Annotated in this window: 22 protein-coding genes; 20 read left to right on the top strand and 2 right to left on the bottom strand. The window is 61.9% G+C overall.

All coding sequences use genetic code 11. From position 1 onward, the window contains the following. Positions 1-75: 75 nt before the first annotated feature. From KJQ12_RS08110 to KJQ12_RS08055, 12 genes are all read left to right on the top strand, one after another. Positions 76-645, top strand: a complete 570-nt coding sequence (locus KJQ12_RS08110) for a hypothetical protein (protein ID WP_213484212.1) — start codon at positions 76-78, stop codon at positions 643-645. Beyond that, complete coding sequence (locus tag KJQ12_RS08105) at positions 645-1226, top strand: hypothetical protein (RefSeq protein ID WP_213484211.1); 582 nt, start codon at positions 645-647, stop codon at positions 1224-1226. The genes KJQ12_RS08110 and KJQ12_RS08105 overlap by 1 nt, the downstream gene beginning before the upstream one ends. After that, the gene (locus KJQ12_RS08100; RefSeq protein WP_213484210.1) at positions 1226-1792 is read left to right on the top strand and encodes a hypothetical protein; all 567 of its coding nucleotides are present in this window, start codon (positions 1226-1228) and stop codon (positions 1790-1792) included. The genes KJQ12_RS08105 and KJQ12_RS08100 overlap by 1 nt, the downstream gene beginning before the upstream one ends. Before the next feature lie 24 nt (positions 1793-1816). Continuing rightward, positions 1817-2554, top strand: coding sequence for a metallophosphoesterase family protein (locus KJQ12_RS08095; protein ID WP_015254477.1), 738 nt, complete (start codon positions 1817-1819; stop codon positions 2552-2554). Next, the gene (locus tag KJQ12_RS08090) at positions 2551-2799 is read left to right on the top strand and encodes a hypothetical protein (RefSeq protein WP_213484209.1); all 249 of its coding nucleotides are present in this window, start codon (positions 2551-2553) and stop codon (positions 2797-2799) included. Before KJQ12_RS08095 ends, KJQ12_RS08090 begins: the two co-directional genes overlap by 4 nt. A 154-nt stretch (positions 2800-2953) precedes the next feature. After that, positions 2954-3943, top strand: coding sequence for a Gfo/Idh/MocA family protein (locus KJQ12_RS08085; protein ID WP_213484208.1), 990 nt, complete (start codon positions 2954-2956; stop codon positions 3941-3943). Between the two features lie 224 nt (positions 3944-4167). Beyond that, positions 4168-5094, top strand: coding sequence for an AraC family transcriptional regulator (locus KJQ12_RS08080; RefSeq protein ID WP_015254480.1), 927 nt, complete (start codon positions 4168-4170; stop codon positions 5092-5094). 45 nt (positions 5095-5139) lie between these two features. Further along, a complete protein-coding gene (locus KJQ12_RS08075) occupies positions 5140-6195 on the top strand; it encodes an oxidoreductase (protein ID WP_015254481.1) in 1056 nt (351 codons plus the stop codon). 36 nt (positions 6196-6231) lie between these two features. After that, the gene (locus tag KJQ12_RS08070; protein ID WP_213484207.1) at positions 6232-7095 is read left to right on the top strand and encodes a sugar phosphate isomerase/epimerase family protein; all 864 of its coding nucleotides are present in this window, start codon (positions 6232-6234) and stop codon (positions 7093-7095) included. Continuing rightward, positions 7092-8480, top strand: a complete 1389-nt coding sequence (locus KJQ12_RS08065; protein WP_015254483.1) for an MATE family efflux transporter — start codon at positions 7092-7094, stop codon at positions 8478-8480. Before KJQ12_RS08070 ends, KJQ12_RS08065 begins: the two co-directional genes overlap by 4 nt. 147 nt (positions 8481-8627) lie before the next feature. Next, on the top strand, positions 8628-9533 hold the full coding sequence (locus KJQ12_RS08060) for a DMT family transporter (RefSeq protein ID WP_213484264.1): 906 nt from the start codon (positions 8628-8630) through the stop codon (positions 9531-9533). A 42-nt stretch (positions 9534-9575) separates the two neighbouring features. After that, positions 9576-10118: a GNAT family N-acetyltransferase gene (locus tag KJQ12_RS08055; protein ID WP_213484206.1), complete on the top strand. Its 543-nt coding sequence runs from the start codon at positions 9576-9578 to the stop codon at positions 10116-10118. A gap of 34 nt (positions 10119-10152) precedes the next feature. Here KJQ12_RS08055 and gluQRS read toward each other — a convergent pair whose 3' ends face one another. Continuing rightward, entirely contained in the window at positions 10153-11133 is a 981-nt protein-coding gene (gene gluQRS / locus KJQ12_RS08050) for a tRNA glutamyl-Q(34) synthetase GluQRS (protein ID WP_213484204.1), read from the bottom strand. Between the two features lie 170 nt (positions 11134-11303). Here gluQRS and KJQ12_RS08045 point away from each other — a divergent pair, with 170 nt between their 5' ends. From KJQ12_RS08045 to ytxJ, 7 genes are all read left to right on the top strand, one after another. Next, positions 11304-11798 (top strand): DinB family protein, encoded by a 495-nt coding sequence (locus KJQ12_RS08045; RefSeq protein ID WP_213484202.1) that lies wholly within the window; start codon positions 11304-11306, stop codon positions 11796-11798. Next, entirely contained in the window at positions 11795-12757 is a 963-nt protein-coding gene (locus KJQ12_RS08040) for a serine hydrolase domain-containing protein (protein WP_015254488.1), read from the top strand. Before KJQ12_RS08045 ends, KJQ12_RS08040 begins: the two co-directional genes overlap by 4 nt. Positions 12758-12858: 101 nt before the next feature. Beyond that, positions 12859-13773, top strand: a complete 915-nt coding sequence (locus KJQ12_RS08035; RefSeq protein ID WP_213484201.1) for a peptidylprolyl isomerase — start codon at positions 12859-12861, stop codon at positions 13771-13773. Between the two features lie 81 nt (positions 13774-13854). Then, positions 13855-14343: a metallophosphoesterase family protein gene (locus tag KJQ12_RS08030; protein ID WP_015254490.1), complete on the top strand. Its 489-nt coding sequence runs from the start codon at positions 13855-13857 to the stop codon at positions 14341-14343. A 93-nt stretch (positions 14344-14436) separates the two neighbouring features. Continuing rightward, entirely contained in the window at positions 14437-15660 is a 1224-nt protein-coding gene (locus KJQ12_RS08025; RefSeq protein ID WP_213484199.1) for a metallophosphoesterase, read from the top strand. 14 nt (positions 15661-15674) lie between these two features. Beyond that, positions 15675-16211 carry a DUF420 domain-containing protein gene (locus KJQ12_RS08020; RefSeq protein ID WP_015254492.1) on the top strand — a complete coding sequence of 179 codons (537 nt, stop codon included), beginning with the start codon at positions 15675-15677 and terminating at the stop codon, positions 16209-16211. A gap of 37 nt (positions 16212-16248) precedes the next feature. Beyond that, positions 16249-16590, top strand: coding sequence for a bacillithiol system redox-active protein YtxJ (gene ytxJ, locus KJQ12_RS08015; protein WP_015254493.1), 342 nt, complete (start codon positions 16249-16251; stop codon positions 16588-16590). Positions 16591-16663: 73 nt separating this feature from the next. Here the strand turns inward: ytxJ and KJQ12_RS08010 are convergent, their stop codons facing one another. Beyond that, positions 16664-17122 carry a chemotaxis protein CheX gene (locus KJQ12_RS08010; RefSeq protein ID WP_213484198.1) on the bottom strand — a complete coding sequence of 153 codons (459 nt, stop codon included), beginning with the start codon at positions 17120-17122 and terminating at the stop codon, positions 16664-16666. A gap of 473 nt (positions 17123-17595) precedes the next feature. On the opposite strand from KJQ12_RS08010, the gene KJQ12_RS08005 reads away from it, so the two are divergent. After that, entirely contained in the window at positions 17596-18246 is a 651-nt protein-coding gene (locus tag KJQ12_RS08005; RefSeq protein WP_244860509.1) for a chromate transporter, read from the top strand. Positions 18247-18250: the final 4 nt, after the last annotated feature.

Raw genomic sequence — 18250 nt, 5'->3', positions numbered from 1 at the left:
CCTGCGGCTGTAACTTTTTCCCGGGTATCGGCGTCTAAAGGGAAAACCGCCTTGTGTGGACGGGAGGGTGAAGGCGTGGCGTTACGCGCACGTTTGTTCCTCCCCGTGATCCTGCTGTCCTTCGCCGGCTGGCTGTTCGCCCTGCATCCGGCGCCGGTCCACGCCTGTTCCTGTCTGCAGCCGCCTCCCCCGGACGAAGCGCTGCGGCAGGCGGACGCGGTGTTCGCGGGCGAGGTGACGGATTTCCGGAAAGCGGAACCGGGCAACGGGGAGACTTTATCCGATCTGTACGAAGCGGTGTTCCGCGTGACGGCGATGTGGAAAGGCCCTGACGCGGACCGGATCAAAGTCTTGACGGCAGATCCGTCGCAATTGATGTGCGGCTACCGGTTCGAACCGGGCGTCCGCTATCTGGTCTATGCCTACGAGACGACCGAGGGATTGGATACGAGCATCTGCACGCGCACAACCGTTCTCGACACGGCCGATTACGATCTGTCCGTGCTGGGTGAAGGAACGCCTCCGCCGTCGACGAGGCGGAACGATTGGCTGATCGGGAGCGGCATCGTTTTCGCCTTGGCTGCGGCGAGCCTGACCGTATATGTACAGGTTCGTCGGCGTCGGCGGGAACAGGGGGAGAGATGATGCGCCGAAGACGGGGCGTGCTCTTGATGTTGCTGCTGCTTGTCGGGTGGGGGCTCGCCTCGGGTCCGACACCCGCGCATGCTTGTTCCTGCGTGGAAATCCCATCCCCGGAGATCGCGCTGCAGAGAAGCGCTGCCGTGTTCGCCGGCGAAGTGTTGTCGGTCAGGCAAAAGGGACCGAATCTGTTCGGAGGAGGATACGCCGAGCATCCGATCCGGGCGACATTCCGCGTCACGGAAACCTGGAAAGGCGTAGAGGCGGACCGGCTGACGGTGCATACGTCGATGTCCACCTGCGGCTTCGATTTCGATGAAGGCATGCGGTACATCGTGTATGCCTACGAGACGTCGGAAGGTCTGGCGACCTGGCTGTGCACGCGCACGGCCGAACTGGCGAAAGCGTCGGACGATTTGGCGGCGCTGGGCAAAGGCAAGGTGCCGCCGTCGCCGGAGCCGGATAAGCGCGGCCTGTACCTGTTCCCGACGGGTACGGTGCTGGCCTGCTTTTCGGCTGTTGTCCTCGTGATCCGGCTTCTGCGACTGCGGCGCCGGCATTGGACGAGACAGAGGGGGAAGCGGTAATGCGCATCAGACTTGTCATGCTCGCCATCGTGCTGCTGATCGGCGGGGGAATATTCGGCACAAATCCGGCACCCGCCCATGCCTCATGCGCGGAAATTCCTTCTCCCGAAACCGCGTTGCAGCAAAGCGACGCCGTGTTCTCCGGCATTGTGCTGTCGGTGAAGGCGTTGAACCGGTCCAAATGGGGATCCTCCGCCGATCCGGTCGAGGTGGCATTCCGTGTGACGGAGGCCTGGAAAGGCGTCGATTCGGACAGGGTGACGGTTCGCATGGCGGCGTCTGTTGCGAACCGTTTTGTCGAGGGCATGCCGTACATGGTCTATGCCAGGAAGACGTTGACCGGTCTCAGAATCGATTCGTGCACGCGCACGGCCGAACTGGCGAAGGCGTCGGACGATTTGGCGGCGCTGGGCAAGGGCAAGGTGCCGCCGCCGTCGCCGGAACTGGAAAGCGCCATCCGCTCAAATCCGGCCGGCAAGTACCTGTTCTGGTCCGGAACGGCGTTCGCCGCTCTTGCGGCCATCGTCTTCGTGCTGCTGATCCTGCGTCTGCGGCGCCGGCATTGAACATCTACGTCTGGAGGATCCGATTTGGACAAAATCGCGGTTATTTCGGATATTCACGGCAATCTGCCGGCGCTGGAAGCGGTGCTGGAGGACATCGCGGCGCGCGGCGTTGAGACGATCTATTGTCTGGGCGACCTGATCGGCAAGGGGCCGTCCGGCGATGCGGCCATCGACCTCGTCCGGCGCCATTGCAAAGCCGTGATCCGGGGGAACTGGGACGATTTCGTGCCGCGGGAGTCCGATCCCGAATCCGAAGTTGTGCGCTGGCATCAATCCGTTATCGGCGAGGAGCGGATGGATTACCTGCGCTCGCTGCCTTTCATGATCGAGTTTGTTCTGAGCGGCAAGCGGGTCCGGTTGTTTCACGCCTCACCCCGGAGCGTCTATGAGCGCATCCAGCCGTGGGACCCGGATGAACGCCGCTTGACAATGTTCGAGCCGTCGCCGCATTGCACGGAGCCCGTGACGGCGGACATTGTCGGATATGGCGACATCCATAACGCCTATGTCCAGCATCTGGCGGGCCGCACGCTGTTCAATGCGGGCAGCGTCGGCAATCCGCTGGATTTGCCGGCCGCTTCCTATGCGCTGCTGGAAGGGGAGCTCGGCGGCGAAGCGCCGGCGCCGTGGTCGATCCAGCTGCTGCGGGTCCCTTACGATGTCGAGCGGGCAATCCGCGAGGCGAAGGCGGCGGGCATGCCGGAATTCGCCGAATATGAACGGGAATTGCGCACGGCGCGCTATCGGAGGCTGGACGGTTGAAGAAGGAAACTCCGGTGCGGAAGCCGGGATCGGAAAGGCGGGTGTGCACGATGAATACCGATGAGCTAATCGTGATCATTTTGATGGCCGGGGTACTTCACTTGTTGGTGTTGACGATGGTGATCCGGAACGCCATCAACCAATCGAAGCTGACGGATCGGCTGGCGGAGCTGACGGACGAAGTCCGGATGCTGCGCCGTGAACTGGCCAGGGAGAAGGCGCAAATCATCGACAAGCGCGTCTGAAGCGGGAAGACGCCCCCGGTATGTTCCATACATAAGATACGTGCAAGTTTTTGCGAATGGAAATCCATTGCCTGCTTTTGTGAACGCGTGTTATGATGGAAGCCACGGTATCAAATTGATACAGCAGATTACCGGAATACGGGAGGCGGGTTACATGGCAGAACGGACGATCAAATGGGGCATTATGGGGCCTGGCGGCATTTCGAGGACATTCGCGACGGATCTGAAACGGGTCGAAGGCGCCGAACTGGTGGCGGTCGGTTCGCGCTCGAAGGAGCGGGCCGAGGCGTTCGCGGCGGAGTTCGGGGCGAAACGCGCATACGGCAGCTGCGAGGAGCTGGCCGCGGATCCCGAAGTGGACATCGTTTATGTCGGCACGGTGCATCCGGCCCACAGGGACAACATGCTGACCCTGATCCGCGGCGGCAAGGCCGTGCTGTGCGAGAAGCCGTTCACGATGAACGCGAAGCAGGCCGAGGAAGTGATCCGGGAAGCCCGGGAGCGCGGCGTCTTCCTGATGGAAGCGATGTGGACGCGCTATCTGCCGCCGATCGTGAAAGTTCGGGAGTGGCTGCGCGAAGGGAAGATCGGCGAAGTGCTCCTGATGACCGCCGATTTCGGCTTCGATATCGGCTGGCAGCCCGAAGGACGGCTGCTGAACAAGGAACTCGGCGGCGGCGCGCTGCTTGACGCGGGCATCTATCCAGTTTCTTTCGCCTCTATGGTGTTCGGCACGCAGCCGAAACGCATTTCGTCGACCGCCCGGATCGGCAAGACGGAAGTGGACGAGCAGTTCGCCGCGCTGTTCGAGTACGAAGACGGGCGCGCAGCCCAGGTCGCCGCGGCGGTGCGGCTCAGAACGTCGAATGAAGCCATCCTGTACGGCACGAAAGGACAGATCCGCATCCCGAATTTCCTGTTCGGCAAATCGGCAACGCTGCTCGTGCACGGCGAAGAACCGGTGACGTTCACCGACAACCGGGAAGCGAAAGGCTACAACTTCGAGGCGGAGGAAGCGATGCGCTGCCTGCGGGAAGGCAAGAAGGAGAGCGACGTCATGCCGCTCGACGAGACGCTGGCCATCATGCGGACGCTCGATGCGCTCCGCGCGCAATGGAATTTGACTTATCCGTACGCAGACTGATTCGATGTAACGACCGCCTGGCGGACTTGCGCCGTCCAGGCGTCGTTTGCATCCGGCAAAGAAATACCATCCATTGGGAATATCAAATATGTCCAGTTTTTCTTTCATCTGCTCTATTGTTTCGCCTCGTCCGAACATCGATAATGGGGGCAGACTCGGCAAACATTTGCGGGAATCGGACCCGTCATACCCGTCATACCTGTTGAGCAAGGAGTGGAATCGTCATGGACCGCAGCGGCAACGTGCAGCTTCGTCCGCCGCATGAATGTCTTCCCGCCATCCGGGTTGCGGGCGATATCGTGAAACGCGCCGGCACCGGTCTCGGGCCGCGGCAGATCGAAGACTACGAACTGCTCTATTTTCCCGACGGCACCAAAAGCATCTACCGCGTAGGCGAAATGGCGTACACGCTCAGCGAACCGTGTTTCATCGTGACGAGACCGGGCGAGACGCATCAGTACGAGTACGATCCGGTGCAGCCGTCCCGCCACTTGTTCATCCATTTCGGCTATTTCCACCGAAACGGGGAGGCGCCGCCGCTTGCGATCCTGCAGCCGGACGGTCCGTCCGTCATCCCGGCGGAAGACGAATTGCTCGTCGGCATGATGAAGCAGATCATGAACATCGCGTATCTGTATCCCGACAAGCTGCAGCAGCGGGGCAGCGCCTTGCTGGCCGCCTTGCTCGAGGAGATCAACGGCCTGATCGTCGATCAGCCGGTCACGCGGGACAAAAACCGCATTCCGCCGCAGATTCTGAAAGCGCTTGACTACATCGACAAGCATCTCGACGAACCGCTTTCGATTGATCGGCTGGCGCAGAGTGTCGGCTGGACGCATGAGCATTTCTCGCGCTCCTTCGTCCGCTACACGGGCCGCACGCCGCGGGAGATGATTATCCAGCGCCGGATCGAGCGGGCATGCCAGCTGCTGCTCTACGAGGAACGGAGCGTGAAGAACGTCGCCTATGCGGTCGGGTTCACGGACGAGAACTATTTCTGCCGGGTGTTCAAGAACGTGAAAGGGATTACCGCCACCAAATATCGAAAAAAATACTACGATCCGCGGTACAGCGAGCTGCATCCGGTCAGCGAGAGCGATTCTCCCTATCCGCCGAATCGCATCCTGTACAACGCGGGCTCAAGCTACTGATGCCGGACTCATGCTTATCTTTTCGGGGAAAGGATGGTCGAACGAATGAAGGATACGCTGAACGTCGGTCTGATCGGGTACGGATTCGCCGGCAAGACGTTCCACGCGCCGGTCATCACGTGCGTGCCGGGACTCAAGCTCGCGAAAGTCGTCGAACGCCGGACGGATCGCGCAAAGCAGGATTACCCGCAGGTCGAGATCGTGCGCGACGTGAACGATCTGTATGCAGATCCGGAACTCGACATCGTCGTTGTCACGACGCCGAGCACCGACCATTTCACCTTCGCCCGCGACGCGCTGCTCGCCGGCAAGCATGTCATCGTCGAGAAGCCGTTCACGGTGACGTCTGCCGAAGCGGATGAGCTGATCGCGCTCGCGAAGGCGCGCGGCCTTGTGCTCAGCGTCTTCCACAACCGCAGGTGGGACGGCGATTTTCAAACCGTGCGCGAGATTGTGCGCGGCGGAAAGCTTGGCCGGATCGTGTCCGCCGAGTTTCGCTGGGATCGCTACAATCCGTATCCCGCTCCGGGCAGATGGCGCGACAGCGCGGCGCCGGGAGCCGGCGTCTGGTACGATCTCGGCGTCCATTTCCTCGATCAGGCGCTGCAGCTGTTCGGCACGCCGAAGACGATCCGGGCGGACATCCGGACGCAGCGGGAGGGCGTCGCCGCCGATGACGCCTTCGATGTGACGCTCGGCTACGAGAACGGACTGAGCGTCAGACTGTATTCTTCGCTCATTGTCCGCACGCCCGGCCCGCGCTACCGGCTGAACGGAACGAACGGATCGTTCGTGAAGTACGGCGAAGACCCGCAGGAGAACGCCCTCAAGGCGGGCGGGAAGCCGTCCGATCCCGGCTGGGGCCGCGATCCCGAAGCGAATTGGGGCACGCTGGACATCATGCAGGACGGCCTCCGGTTCACCGGCAAGGTCGAGACGCTGCCCGGCGCGTACCAGAACTATTTCGCGAATGTGCGGGATGCGGTGAACGGCGCCGGCGAACTCGCCGTGAAACCCGAGGAGGCGCGCGCGGCAATCCGCCTGATCGAGCTCGGCTTGCAGAGCAGCCGGGAAGGACGGACGATCGAAGTTTCACTGTAATCGACATTATCGATTTTTGCGGGAGGCGGCCTGAGCATGGGCGATGCACTTTTTCCGTTTCAAACCTGTCTGAACGCATCCACGCTGTTCCCGTACAAATTGGACATCCGGGAGCAGCTTCGGGTCGCCGCCGAGGCCGGCTATGACGGCATTGAAATCTGGATGCGCGATCTCGAAGCTTACGCCGCATCCGGAGGATCGATCGCGGAGCTTAAGGATTACGCCGCTTCACTCGGCATCGCGATCCCGAATGCGATCGCCTTCTTCCGCTGGGCGGATATGAGTGAAACGGCGAGGCACGACGGTTTCGCGCAAGCCGAGCGGGAGATGAGGATGCTCGCCGAGCTGGGCTGCCCGGCCGTCGCCGCGCCGCCGTACGGCGACGTCGACGGCGCGGGTCCGGAACATTTCGCCGCGCATTTCGCGGAACTCGTGAGGCTCGGCCGCTCCATGGGCGTCGAGCCGTATCTCGAATTCTGGGGGCGGGCGAAGCGGCTCAATCGGCTGGAAGACGCGGTTGCCGTCCTTGACCTGAGCGGCATCGGCGATGCGAAGCTGCTGCTTGACCCGTTCCATATGTACGTCGGGGGAAGCCGGTTCGAGAGCGTCGGCTCGTTAAGCGGCGATCGGATCGGCATCGTTCACGCGAACGATTACCCGGCCGAGCCGCCGCGGGAGACGATCGCCGACCGTGACCGCGTCTTTCCGGGCGAAGGCATTGCGCCGCTCGGAAGGCTCGCCCGCCTGCTGTGCGATTCGGGTTACGACGGCTACTTGTCCCTGGAGCTGTTCATTGAAAATTTCGGAGGGCGTACAGCGCCGGACACGGCCCGATACGGCCTGGATTGCCTGAGAAAAGCTTTCTCGGTCGATCACATCGAAGGAGCAAGATCAACGTGAACCCAAAGGACGGAGGCGGCGGATCGGCAGGCAAGACGGTCAAGCTGTCTCTGCTGGCCATCACCTGGCCGATCTTCATTGAATCCGCCCTGCAAACCCTCATTCGGATGACGGACACGTTCATGCTCAGCAAGGTGTCGGACGAGGCGGTGGCCGCCGTCGGCGTGTCCAACCAGATTCTCATGTTCGGCATGCTGCTGTTCAACTTTGTGGCGATGGGATCCGCCGTCGTTGTCTCGCAGTATCTCGGCGCCGGGCTTAGGCGGGACGTCGGACGGCTCACCGGATCTTCGCTGGCGCTCAACCTGCTGTTCGGGCTGTTCGTCAGCGCGATGGTCGTCCTGTTCTGCGGCGATCTGCTCCGCCTGTTCGGTCTTGAACCGGAGCTGCACGCGATCGCGCAACGCTACCTGCTTATCGCCGGCGGCGGGCTGTTCGTGCAGGCCGTCATGTCCGCGGCGGTCGCGATCATCCAGTCGCACGGCCTGACCCGCCAGACGATGTTCGTCGCGCTCGGCATGAACATCATTCACATCTTCGGCAACTATCTCGTGATCTTCGGCCCGTTCGGCTTCCCGAAGCTGGGCGTGACCGGGGTCGCGATCTCGACGGTTGTCAGCCAGGTTATCGGCATGATCGTCAACCTGTACCTGCTGCGCCGGGCTGTCGAATTGCCGTTCACGCCAAGGCATTTGATCCGGTGGAAATTGGACGACGTGGTCCGGGTGCTTCGCGTCGGCGTTCCGGCGTCGCTCAACAATTTGTCCTATAATGTGAATCAGCTCGTCACGACCGCCATGATTGCCAGCCTCGGCTCGGTCATGCTGACGACGCGCATCTATACGATGAACATCAATTTCATCATCGTGATTTTGTGCATCTCTCTTGGACGGGGCATGCAGATCATCGTCGGCCATCTCGTCGGGGCCGGGGAGCAGGACGAGGCGTACCGGCAGGTGCTGCGCAATTACGGCCGCAGCGTTCTGATCACGCTGGCCGGGGCTGCGGTCATCTGCCTGCTCCGGGTGCCGCTGCTCGATCTGTTCACCGATTCGGAGGAAATCATCCGGATCGGTTCAAATCTGCTTCTGCTCAGCTTCCTGCTGGAGCCGGGCCGCAACCTGAACATCATGTTCGAGCGATGCCTGCAAGCCGCCGGCGACGCCCGCTTCACCGCGCTGTCGTCCGTGCTCATCATGTGGCTGTTCAGCGTGCCGCTGACTTATCTGCTCGGCATCCATCTGGGATACGGGCTGTATGGCATCTGGGCCGCATTCATCGCGGATGAGTGGGTGCGCGGCATCGCGCTGTTCCTGAGGTGGAAGAGCAAGGCGTGGAAGTCAAAAGCGATCGTCTCCCGCGCGGCGGAGACGGCCGCCGGCTGAGACCGGAATCCGGGATCGAAATTCCCTCATTCCCGCAAGGGCCGTGTCTGTTCCTGATGTCGGACGGACGCGGCCTCTCGCTTTTGCTGTTGAGAACCATCGGTCGATCCGCTATCCTTGTCTTGTGGGGTGAAGGGATTGGGCTACGTGCTGCTGCTGCTGGCCACCCTCGGATGGAGTTTTGTCGGCATTCTGGTCAAGATCGCATCCGGCATGGCGGACAGCATGATGATTACATTCGCGAGGTTCGGCTTCGGAGTGCTGTTTCTCGGAGGCTGGCTGCTGCTCAAAGACGGCAGGATCCGGCTGTCCGCCGCGCTGCCCTGGATCTGGATCGGCGCCGCCGGCAAAAGCCTCAACTATTTCTTCGAGAACATGGCGCTCAAATGGGGCTATTCTTACGGCAACATCGTGATTCCGCCCGTCCAGATGATCACGCTGCTGTTCGTCTCGGCATTGTTCCTGAAGGAGCGCATCGGTCCCAAAGGCTGGACGGCGGCAGCGCTTTCCCTGGCGGGCATCCTGATCATCGGCTGGGGCAATGCGGGCGGGGAGATAGCGGAGGGCGCGGACGGACTCACGACGCTGTGCTTCGCGCTCGCCGGCGTGGGCGCCGCGATTCACGTCCTCAGCCAGAAGTCGCTGGTCAAGGAGATGGATGCGGCGACGATGAATTTCGTCGTCTTCTTCTGGGCCGCGGTCTTGACGGCGGTTCCGCTGCCGTTCGCGGGCGATCCGCTGCCGGGCGGTTTTTCGATCGCGGCATGGGCCGCGATGATCGCCTTGGGCCTCATTACCGGGCTCAGCTTCCTCTGCTTCGGGGAAGCGATCAAGCGCGTGCCGTTCCCCGCCGTCATCATCGTCAGCAATTGTCAGGTGCTGTTCCAGCTCATCTGGTCGGCCGCGTTGTTTCGCGAACCGATTACGCTGTGGATCATCGCGGGAGCGTTCCTGTTCACGGCGGGCATTGTGCTGCTGAACATGCCGCTGAAGAAGCGCGTGGTGATCCGGGACGGCGGAGCGGCTGCCGCGACGCGGCACGCGGAAGGGTAGAATATGAAAGACGAAGCTGCCGCGGGAAAAGGAGGGTATGCCATGAACATCATCCATCACGGCGGCCATCAGATACTGCTGCTGACGGCGGGCACGGGAGACAAGCCGCTGCTCCGGAATCTCATGCAGCTCTATCTGCATGAGATCAGCGAGTATACCGGCGCCGACCCCGATGATCACGGCATATTCGATTATCCCGAGTTCGATCATTATTTCACGGCGGAAGGCCGGCAGGAGGGGCGGCTGCCGATCTTGATCCGGATCGACGGCACCGCGGCCGGCTTCGCGATGATCAACGGATTCAGTCTGGTCGCGCCGCGCACACCTTCGACGCGGCATCTGTCGGACTTCCTCATTCTGCGCAAATGGCGCCGCCGTTCCATCGGCAAAGCCGTCGTGCGCGAAATTTTCGAGTCATACCCCGGCTTGTGGGAGATCAAGCAGCGCCGGGAGCATGAAGGCGCGCAGCGCTTCTGGCGCAATGTCATCCGCGAGTACACGGCGGGCGGGTACAAGGAGACCGAACTCAACGACGACCGGTGGGACGGCTTCGTCCAGACGTTCGACAACAGCAGCCGGCTGTGAGCGGGAACTTGCGGACGGACAAGCCCGGGTGAAGTCACGGCGCGGGCGGCGCTTCGCCGGCCAGCCGGCTGATCCATTGTTCATCCACGATGACCGGTTCCCCGGGCACGTCCTCAAGACGGAAGCGGCCGATCAGTTCATGCGCGGCGATCGGCTCGACGCGGTCGTGGAGGCCGCTGACCGACGCGATTGCGCCGATGATCGTCTCCGCCCGGACGCCCCGTTCGCGCAGCGCGCGGATCGAGAGCGCGCCGTGCCGTTTGGCCAGCCGCTTGCCGTCCGGTCCGCACAGGAGCGGCACATGCGCGTAGCGCGGGGCTTCTACGCCGAGCGCTTCGAACAGGAGCAGCTGCCTGGGCGTCGAATCGAGCAGATCCGCGCCGCGCACGACATCGGTGATGCCCATCGCGGCGTCGTCAACGACGACCGCGAGCTGATAGCTGACAATGCCGTCCGCCCGGCGGACGACGAAATCGCCGCCCGCGCCCGGTTCGAACCGCTGCGGTCCGGCCGCGCCGTCCTCGAACGCCGCGGCGCGGTCCGGCAGGCGGAACCGGAGCGACGGGCTTTTTCGGCTTTCCCGTTCCCGGCGCTCTTCCTCGGTCAGCTTTCGGCATGTCCCCGGATAGGCGGGGCCTTCGCTGCCGAGACCGTGCGGCGCGCTGGCGACGGCCATCAGTTCGGCGCGGCTGCAATAGCAAGGGTAGAGCAGATGCTGCTCCTCGAGCCGCTTCAAGGCCCGCTCGTAATCTCCGAGCCGCAAGGACTGGACATAAGGTCCGAACGGACCGCCGATGTCCGGCCCCTCGTCCCAGTCGATGCCGAGCCAGCGGAGATCCTCCATCAGCAGATCATAATATTGCGGCTTGCAGCGCGGCTTGTCGATATCTTCAATGCGGAGAATGAATTGACCGCCCCGGCTCCGCGCGTCGAGCCAGGCCAGCAGGGCGGTCCTGGCGTTGCCGACATGCATTTCGCCGGACGGCGTCGGAGCGAAACGTCCGCGATACGTCATCGGTTCACCTCCCGGGCGGGAACGCATCTTACGCCGGTCATGATAGCACGGCTCGGGCGGACGCGCAATGATGAAGCGGACAAATCACCGGGACCGGCAACCATAAGGACGATGGCAGGGAACGCGGGATCAGACGCGGATAAGACGGACAACCGGAAGGAGATGGGATGATGATCGAGCTGTTCAGATTGAACTGGAAAATGCGGGACGAATGGTTCCGCTGGTGCCTGGACGTGCCGCAGGTCGAACTCGACGCGCCGCGGCTCGACGGGGAGGGATCCATCCTCCGCACGCTGTTCCATATCATCGATGTCGAGCAATATTGGATCCGGCGTTTTGCCTACGGAACGGAACATCGGTACGAATATGCGGAATATGCGGATCTCGACGCGCTGCACGCTTTGTCCAGACGGCTCAGGCCGTTCGTGGAAGAGACGGTCAGGTCCTGGACGCCGGAACGCGACCGCGAAATCCGGGTTGTGCAGCATGAGGACGGAACGGCATCCGAGTTGGTGTTCGGTGACATTCTGCGCTGGCTCGTCCAGCATGAGGCCTATCACGCCGGACAGCTCACGGTCTGGTCGCGGGAGCTTGGATTCGATCCGGTCCCGCTTGCCTGCGCTTGGCCGGCGGGCGACTCGATGGATGCGGAAGGAGCCGGATGAAGAAGATGGGCCGCATCGCGTGGGACTTCGAGCGGCTGGAAGCGATGCGCGGTCTTCTTGAAGACCGCGGCATGCGGAGCATCGCGGTGGCCGAGGGCGGAGAGACGGTCTGGTCCTGGCATGCGTCGGGGCAGGACAGGCTGTCGGCGGTCTATTCGATCACGAAGAGCGTCCTGTCGCTGCTCGTCGGCATTGCGATTCATGAGGGGTTGATCGGCGGGCCGGACGACCGGATCGGCGACTATCTGCTGCTGCCGAAGGACGGGCATCCGCGGTTGTCGTCGATCCGGCTTCGCCATCTGCTGACGATGACGTCCGGCATCGATTGGCCCGATTTCGACAAGCCTTACTGGGCGATGAAACGAAGCGCGGACGGCGTAAAATTCGTATTGTCCCGGCCGGTCGCGCATGAGCCGGGAACGGTGTTCGCGTACAATACCGGCGGTTCCCATCTGCTCGCGGCGATTCTCGCGGCGGCGGCGGGCTCAAGCGTGCTGGATTACGCCCGCAAGCGGCTGTTCGAACCGCTGGGCATCCGCCGCGTCAAGTGGAATGCACTGCACGGCATCCACGAGGGCGGCACCGGGCTGTACCTCAAGACGGAGGATTTGCTCAAGATCGGGATGCTGACCGTTCAGGAAGGCGTATGGGAAGGCCGGCGGATCGTGCCGGCGGAGTGGATCCGGGAATCGACCCGGCCCGCGTCGAAAGGGCTGGCGCTGTACAAACCGCCGATCTTCGGCCGGTACGGCTTCCACTGGTGGGTCGCGGATCCCGCGGAAGACCGGCCGGGGTACGCCTTCGCGCTCGGCTTCAGCGGCCAATATCTGGCGGTCGTGCCTTCGCTCGGCATCGCCGCCGTGCTGCGCCGGAATGCCACCACGCGGGCGGATTCGATGAAGTCGCGGTCGCTGCTCGACGAGTACATTTTGCGCGCGGCAACGGGATCCCGGACATGAAATCGGGTGACGGGTGACATTTTTCAGGTTCATTTAAGGCAAGCGTTCTCCATTCGTGGTACAGTGGTTGACGTACGCGAATGGAGAGGAGCAATTGGACGATGAATGAACGCAACCATGACCAACCGACGGCGGGAACCCTCGGCTGGAAAATTTCGACCGCCGTGCTGGCCGTGCTTCTGATCGTCTCGCTTCTGCTGCATGTTTTCGGCAGCCGGGCGGGAAGCGCCGAAGCCGTGGCGACCGTGAACGGGGTCAAGATTACGAAGGACGAGCTGTTCGATGAAATGGCGGCATACGGCGGGAGCAGCGTGCTCGACGATCTGATCCGTCAGGAAGTGATCCGGCAGGCGGTCGAGGAAGCCGGAACGACGGCATCTGATGAAGAAGTGCAGGCGCGGATGGAGAAATTCGCCGAGCCCTACGGATCGATGGACGCGTTCCTGGCAGAGATCGCGTATTACGGCTATTCCGAGGAAATGCTGCGGGAGCAGGTTGCAACGCAGATCAAGATCGAGAAAATCATCGGGGCGGACGTCGCCGTCACGGACGAAGAAATCGCGGCGTATTTCGAAGAGAACAAGGACAGCTTCGACCAGCCGGAGACGGTGAGGGCGTCGCACATCCTGGTCGAGACACGGGAAGAAGCGGAATCACTGCTCAAGCAGCTGGAGGCGGGAGCGGATTTCGCCGAGCTTGCCGCCGAGCATACGCTCGATGAAATGACGAAAGAAAGCGGCGGCGATGTCGGCGATTTCGCACGCGGCGAGATGGAGGAAGGATTCGAGGAAACGGCGTTCGGCCTTGAAATCGGCGAAACGGCCATCGCCGAGACGAGCTACGGCTTTCACGTCGTTCGCGTGACGGACAAGTCCGCCGCGCAGGAAGCGACGCTGGAATCGGCGCGCGAAGAGATCGTCGATTATTTGACCCAATCGAAGCTTGCCGATCTGGTCGACGGCTGGATCGCGGATCGCGAAGCGGAAGCGGACATCGAGTATCTGATGGAATGGTAACGGGCTCGGCACGGGGTGACTCCGCGGCGCTTGCGGCGCATACAATGTCTGTTAGATCAATCAACCGGAAGGAGGGCGGCCATGCGGATTATCGTCGTATCGGACACGCATATGCCGCGCAGCGCGAAATCGATACCGGCTCCGCTGCGGGAAGCGCTGACAACGGCGGACTATATTCTGCACGCCGGCGATTGGTGCGTGCCGGACGCGGTCCGGGCGTTCGAAGCATACGCCCCGGTCGACGGCGTAGCCGGCAACAACGATGTCCGGGAACTGGCGGAGCGGTTCGGCTGGCGGAAACGGCTGAATCTGGGCGGCATCCGCATCGGAATCGTGCACGGTCACGGCACGGGCGGAACGACCGAGTCGAGGGCGCGGCAGGCGTTCAAGAACGAGAAGGTGGATGTCATCCTGTTCGGCCATTCCCATGTACCGCTCAACCGGCGGGACGGAGGCGTCCTGATGTTCAATCCGGGCTCGCCGACCGCGCGGCGGAGGCAGCCCCATCATTCATTCGGCATCTGGGACATCGAGGACGGTATTCTGCAGGTGAGGCACGTCTTTTTCTGACGAATGAAGCGGCGGCGCATTTGAGGGCAGCGCTCCGGATATGATACGATGGTATTTGAACCTGTTTCCGGAACAAGGGGTCGTCATTTCGTCATGAAACGGATGCTGTTCGCGCTGCCGTTAATCCTCATTCTCTACATCGGCCTGAATGTCTATATCGGATGGAACTTGCGGATGTTCCTGGAATGGCTGGCCGGACCGATTCCGGGAGCGGTCTTCTGGATTCCGTTCCTGCTCGTCGCCTTCGGCTTCCCGATCGGCCGGATCGGGCGCGGCGCCGGCCCCGTCCTGCGTCTGCTCAAAGTGGCCGGCGCCTACTATTTTGCCCTGTTCGAATACGGCTGCCTGCTGCTGCCTCCGGCCGACATCGCGGGCTGGCTGCTCAGGGAAGCCGGGTACGGCGCATCGATACATATCGGCGTGCCGGGCGCGGCCGTTGCGATGGTGCTGCTTGTGCTGTTCATCACCGGCAGCATCAACGCCTGGTCGCCCGTGGTGCGTGAATATCGCCTTGAAGTGCCGAAGGATGCGGGGGGCCTCGGCTCGCTGCGCATTCTGGCCGCTTCGGACCTGCACCTCGGCAATATCGTGGGCAACCGGCACCTGCGCCGGCTGATCGGGGCGGCGGAAGCAAGGAAGCCGGATCTGATTCTGCTGGCCGGCGATGTCATTGACGATGACATCGAACCGTTCATCCGCAACCGGATGGACGAGACGCTCGGCCGGTTGAAAGCGCCATACGGCATCTATGCCGTCCTCGGCAACCATGAATATTACGGCGGCCAGATCGAAGCCTATGTGCGGCGCGCCGCGGATGCCGGCATTCGCGTGCTGCGCGACGAGGCGGTGACGATTGACGGCTGCTTCCAAATCGCGGGCCGGAAGGACAAGACGGCGGAAGGCGCCGGGCCGGACGGACGGCTGCCGGTGAGCCGGCTGCTGGAACCGCTCGATCCGAAGCTGCCGATTCTCCTGATGGATCACCAGCCGCTGGCTCTCGGCGAGGCGGCGCAGGCGGGAGCGGATCTTCTGCTGTCCGGCCATACCCACCGCGGCCAGTTCGCGCCCAACCATCTGGTGACCAGGCGGCTTTTCGAACTCGATTGGGGCTACAAGCGGATCGGCGGCATGCACGCCCTTGTCTCGTCCGGCTTCGGCACATGGGGACCGGCCATCCGGCTCGCCAGCCGCTCCGAGCTGCTGGACATCACACTCGTCTTCACGGGAAGCCAACGTTCGGAAAATCGTGACAAACCGGGCGGCGCGGAAGCCGGAGGATCGTTTACAATAGAGGATGGACAAGCCGCCAATTCGTGAAGGAGGGGCCGTCTGTGCCTTCGGTACGTGAACGCAACTGGATTCCGCTCATTTTCATTTTCACCTTTGTTCTCGTCGGCATCATCACGCTGCTGTTTTTCCTGCCGGGGTACGAGGGCGAAGTCGGTTTTGACGTGACGGTGCTGCCGCTCCTGAACGCGGTCTACAACTGCTTCACCTTCAGCTTCCTGGTCATCGCGCTGGTTGCCGTGAAGCGGAAAAATATCAAGATGCACCGCACCTTCATCTGGGCCGCATTCGTTACCACGGCGCTGTTTCTCGTCACTTACGTGGTCTATCACTACCTGACGGAGCCGACTGCATACGGCGGCAGCGAAGTGATGCGCTATATTTATCTGTTCGTCCTGGCCACGCACATCATCCTGGCGATCGTCAATGTGCCGCTGGCGCTGATCTCAGTCACGCTCGGGCTGGGAGGACGCATCAAGCAGCATCGCCGCATCGGGAAATGGACGATGCCGATCTGGCTGTACGTCAGCTTTACGGGCATTGTTGTCTATCTGCTCATTTCGCCGTATTATGGATCTTGACGCTTGAACCGGCATGCCGGTTGGGAGGAGGATGCATATGACGGCATGGCAGGAGATTTCGACACTGGAAGCGTGGGACAAGGTGAGATCGGATTCCGCAAACCGGCAGATCATCGTGCTCAAGCACAGCACCCGTTGTCCCGTATCGGCCAGCGCACTCGAGGAATTTGAGGCTTATCTGGCGGACAAACCGAATCCGGATACAGACTACTATCTCGTCAAGGTGATCGAGTCCCGCCCGGTATCGAACAAGATTGCCGAAGACCTGGGCGTTGTCCATGCTTCGCCGCAGATGATTCTGGTGAAAGACGGCAAAGCGGTATGGAACACGTCGCACTGGTCGGTGACGAAGAAACATATGACCGCCGTGCTGGATTGAAGCAGCCGGCAAGGCAGCAACACCCCCGCTGCGCCCGTTCAAGGCGCGGCGGGGGTGTTGCCGTTCCGGTATGTCATGCGCTCTCTGCAAACATGTAAATGTTGAATTTGCCGATATCCGACAGATCGAGCGGAATCGCAATCGCCTTCTTCTCCACGTAGCGGCTGTGATCCGCCACGATGTCGGGCGGGGTGATGTCGACGGCGATGCCTTCGTTGGAGAGCATGGTGGTGGCGTTGCCGCTGATCATGTTTCCGAGTTCGGCGATGGCGCTGCAGCACATGTCATCGAGTTCGGAAACCGGGTATCCGCCCATCATGACCGAGACGATGCGCAGAGCCACCTGGTGCGGGAAACTGAAGACGACGTCGCCCTGAAATTGACCGAGTATGCCGATCTTGAGCAGCAGGGAATCGCTGCGGCTGTCCACGGATTGCAGCGCGACCTGGCCGACGGACGGCTTCACTAGCATCATGGCTTCAATGACGTGAATGGATGATGCGAGAAACGGGTTGATGTAATTGACGTTCATGGCTGCTGCCTTCTGTTGCATGATTTGAACCCCATATGAAAAAGCGCTTCCGGAACCGGAAGACGCTGATGTTCGGAAGCTGAGCCTGTCCGTCTGATCGGGCTCCCGGCCACGCGGGAAAACCGATCCGGTCCGGCGGCATTGCGTCCCCCTGTCTAATGTCTGGTCTGCGGTTGTCAATTGAAGGGTCTTGCGGACTATTGGTTGTGAATGCCAGGTCCGCTGTATCCCATGTTATCACAAGGAAAGTATGACGAAAAGTACAAATTGCTTGCCCGATGGCAAACCCGCTTTCCTCGTCGGCTTCCGGCATCATTCGTCCGCACCATGACTTTCGTCCGACGCCTCATGCACGGCAACCAAGCAATTCATTCCCGATTGGGTGATCTTACAAAATCCCGGCCCGTTCATTGAAGCGGTTTTTCGCTTCGCCTTACAATGGGGAAGCCAACCGGAACGGGAGGATCGTGAATGTGGAATCTGATGTCCCGCTGCGGCATGGCAGCGGCGCTGCCGATCCGCGGGCGAAGGGCGCGGTCGATTGGCAAGCCGGAAGGGAGGTGGCGGCGATGCTTTCGGATTTGTGGCGGCTGTTTGTCGCATTCGGCACGGCGACGATGCTCGGGTACGGCGGCGGCCCCTCCATCATTCCGCTGTACGAGTCGCAGGTTGTCGACCGGTACGGGTGGATGACGACGGACGAATTCGGGCGGGCGCTCGCGTTCGGAAACGCGCTCCCCGGACCGATCGCGACGAAATTGGCCGCCTACATCGGATTCAAGGTCGCGGGCTGGGCCGGAGCTGCCGTCGCGCTCGCGGCGGTCGTGCTGCCGACGGCGATCCTGATGGCCGCACTGGCCGGCATCATGATGAAATTGTCCGGGCATCCGGTCGTCCGCGGCATGATCCGCGGCGTGCAGCCGGCGATCTTCGTCATGATGGCCATGCTGGCCTACGATTTCGCCCAGTATGTCTTCAGGCCTGCGGGCGGCGCGCTGCCGTTCCTGACGCTGCTTATCGCCGTGGTTTATTTCGTGATGGTGCATTATTACCAGCTGAATGCGGTATGGGGGATTCTGTTCGCGCTGGCGGTCGGCGCGCTCTTCCTCCGGGGGGACGCTTGACCGG

It is taken from the genome of Thermobacillus xylanilyticus (assembly GCF_907165215.1).
Taxonomy (GTDB): domain Bacteria; phylum Bacillota; class Bacilli; order Paenibacillales; family Paenibacillaceae; genus Thermobacillus; species Thermobacillus xylanilyticus.
Note: the sequence above shows the minus strand (reverse complement) of the source record. Positions and strands in the feature narration are given on the sequence as shown.

Coding starts and splice junctions, on each gene's coding strand:
- KJQ12_RS08105 (WP_213484211.1), top strand. CDS start 645: ATGCGCCGAAGACGGGGCGTGCTCTTGATGTTGCTGCTGCTTGTCGGG.
- KJQ12_RS08100 (WP_213484210.1), top strand. CDS start 1,226: ATGCGCATCAGACTTGTCATGCTCGCCATCGTGCTGCTGATCGGCGGG.
- KJQ12_RS08085 (WP_213484208.1), top strand. CDS start 2,954: ATGGCAGAACGGACGATCAAATGGGGCATTATGGGGCCTGGCGGCATT.
- KJQ12_RS08080 (WP_015254480.1), top strand. CDS start 4,168: ATGGACCGCAGCGGCAACGTGCAGCTTCGTCCGCCGCATGAATGTCTT.
- KJQ12_RS08075 (WP_015254481.1), top strand. CDS start 5,140: ATGAAGGATACGCTGAACGTCGGTCTGATCGGGTACGGATTCGCCGGC.
- KJQ12_RS08070 (WP_213484207.1), top strand. CDS start 6,232: ATGGGCGATGCACTTTTTCCGTTTCAAACCTGTCTGAACGCATCCACG.
- KJQ12_RS08055 (WP_213484206.1), top strand. CDS start 9,576: ATGAACATCATCCATCACGGCGGCCATCAGATACTGCTGCTGACGGCG.
- gluQRS (WP_213484204.1), bottom strand. CDS start 11,133: ATGACGTATCGCGGACGTTTCGCTCCGACGCCGTCCGGCGAAATGCAT.
- KJQ12_RS08045 (WP_213484202.1), top strand. CDS start 11,304: ATGATCGAGCTGTTCAGATTGAACTGGAAAATGCGGGACGAATGGTTC.
- KJQ12_RS08040 (WP_015254488.1), top strand. CDS start 11,795: ATGAAGAAGATGGGCCGCATCGCGTGGGACTTCGAGCGGCTGGAAGCG.
- KJQ12_RS08035 (WP_213484201.1), top strand. CDS start 12,859: ATGAATGAACGCAACCATGACCAACCGACGGCGGGAACCCTCGGCTGG.
- KJQ12_RS08030 (WP_015254490.1), top strand. CDS start 13,855: ATGCGGATTATCGTCGTATCGGACACGCATATGCCGCGCAGCGCGAAA.
- KJQ12_RS08025 (WP_213484199.1), top strand. CDS start 14,437: ATGAAACGGATGCTGTTCGCGCTGCCGTTAATCCTCATTCTCTACATC.
- ytxJ (WP_015254493.1), top strand. CDS start 16,249: ATGACGGCATGGCAGGAGATTTCGACACTGGAAGCGTGGGACAAGGTG.
- KJQ12_RS08010 (WP_213484198.1), bottom strand. CDS start 17,122: ATGAACGTCAATTACATCAACCCGTTTCTCGCATCATCCATTCACGTC.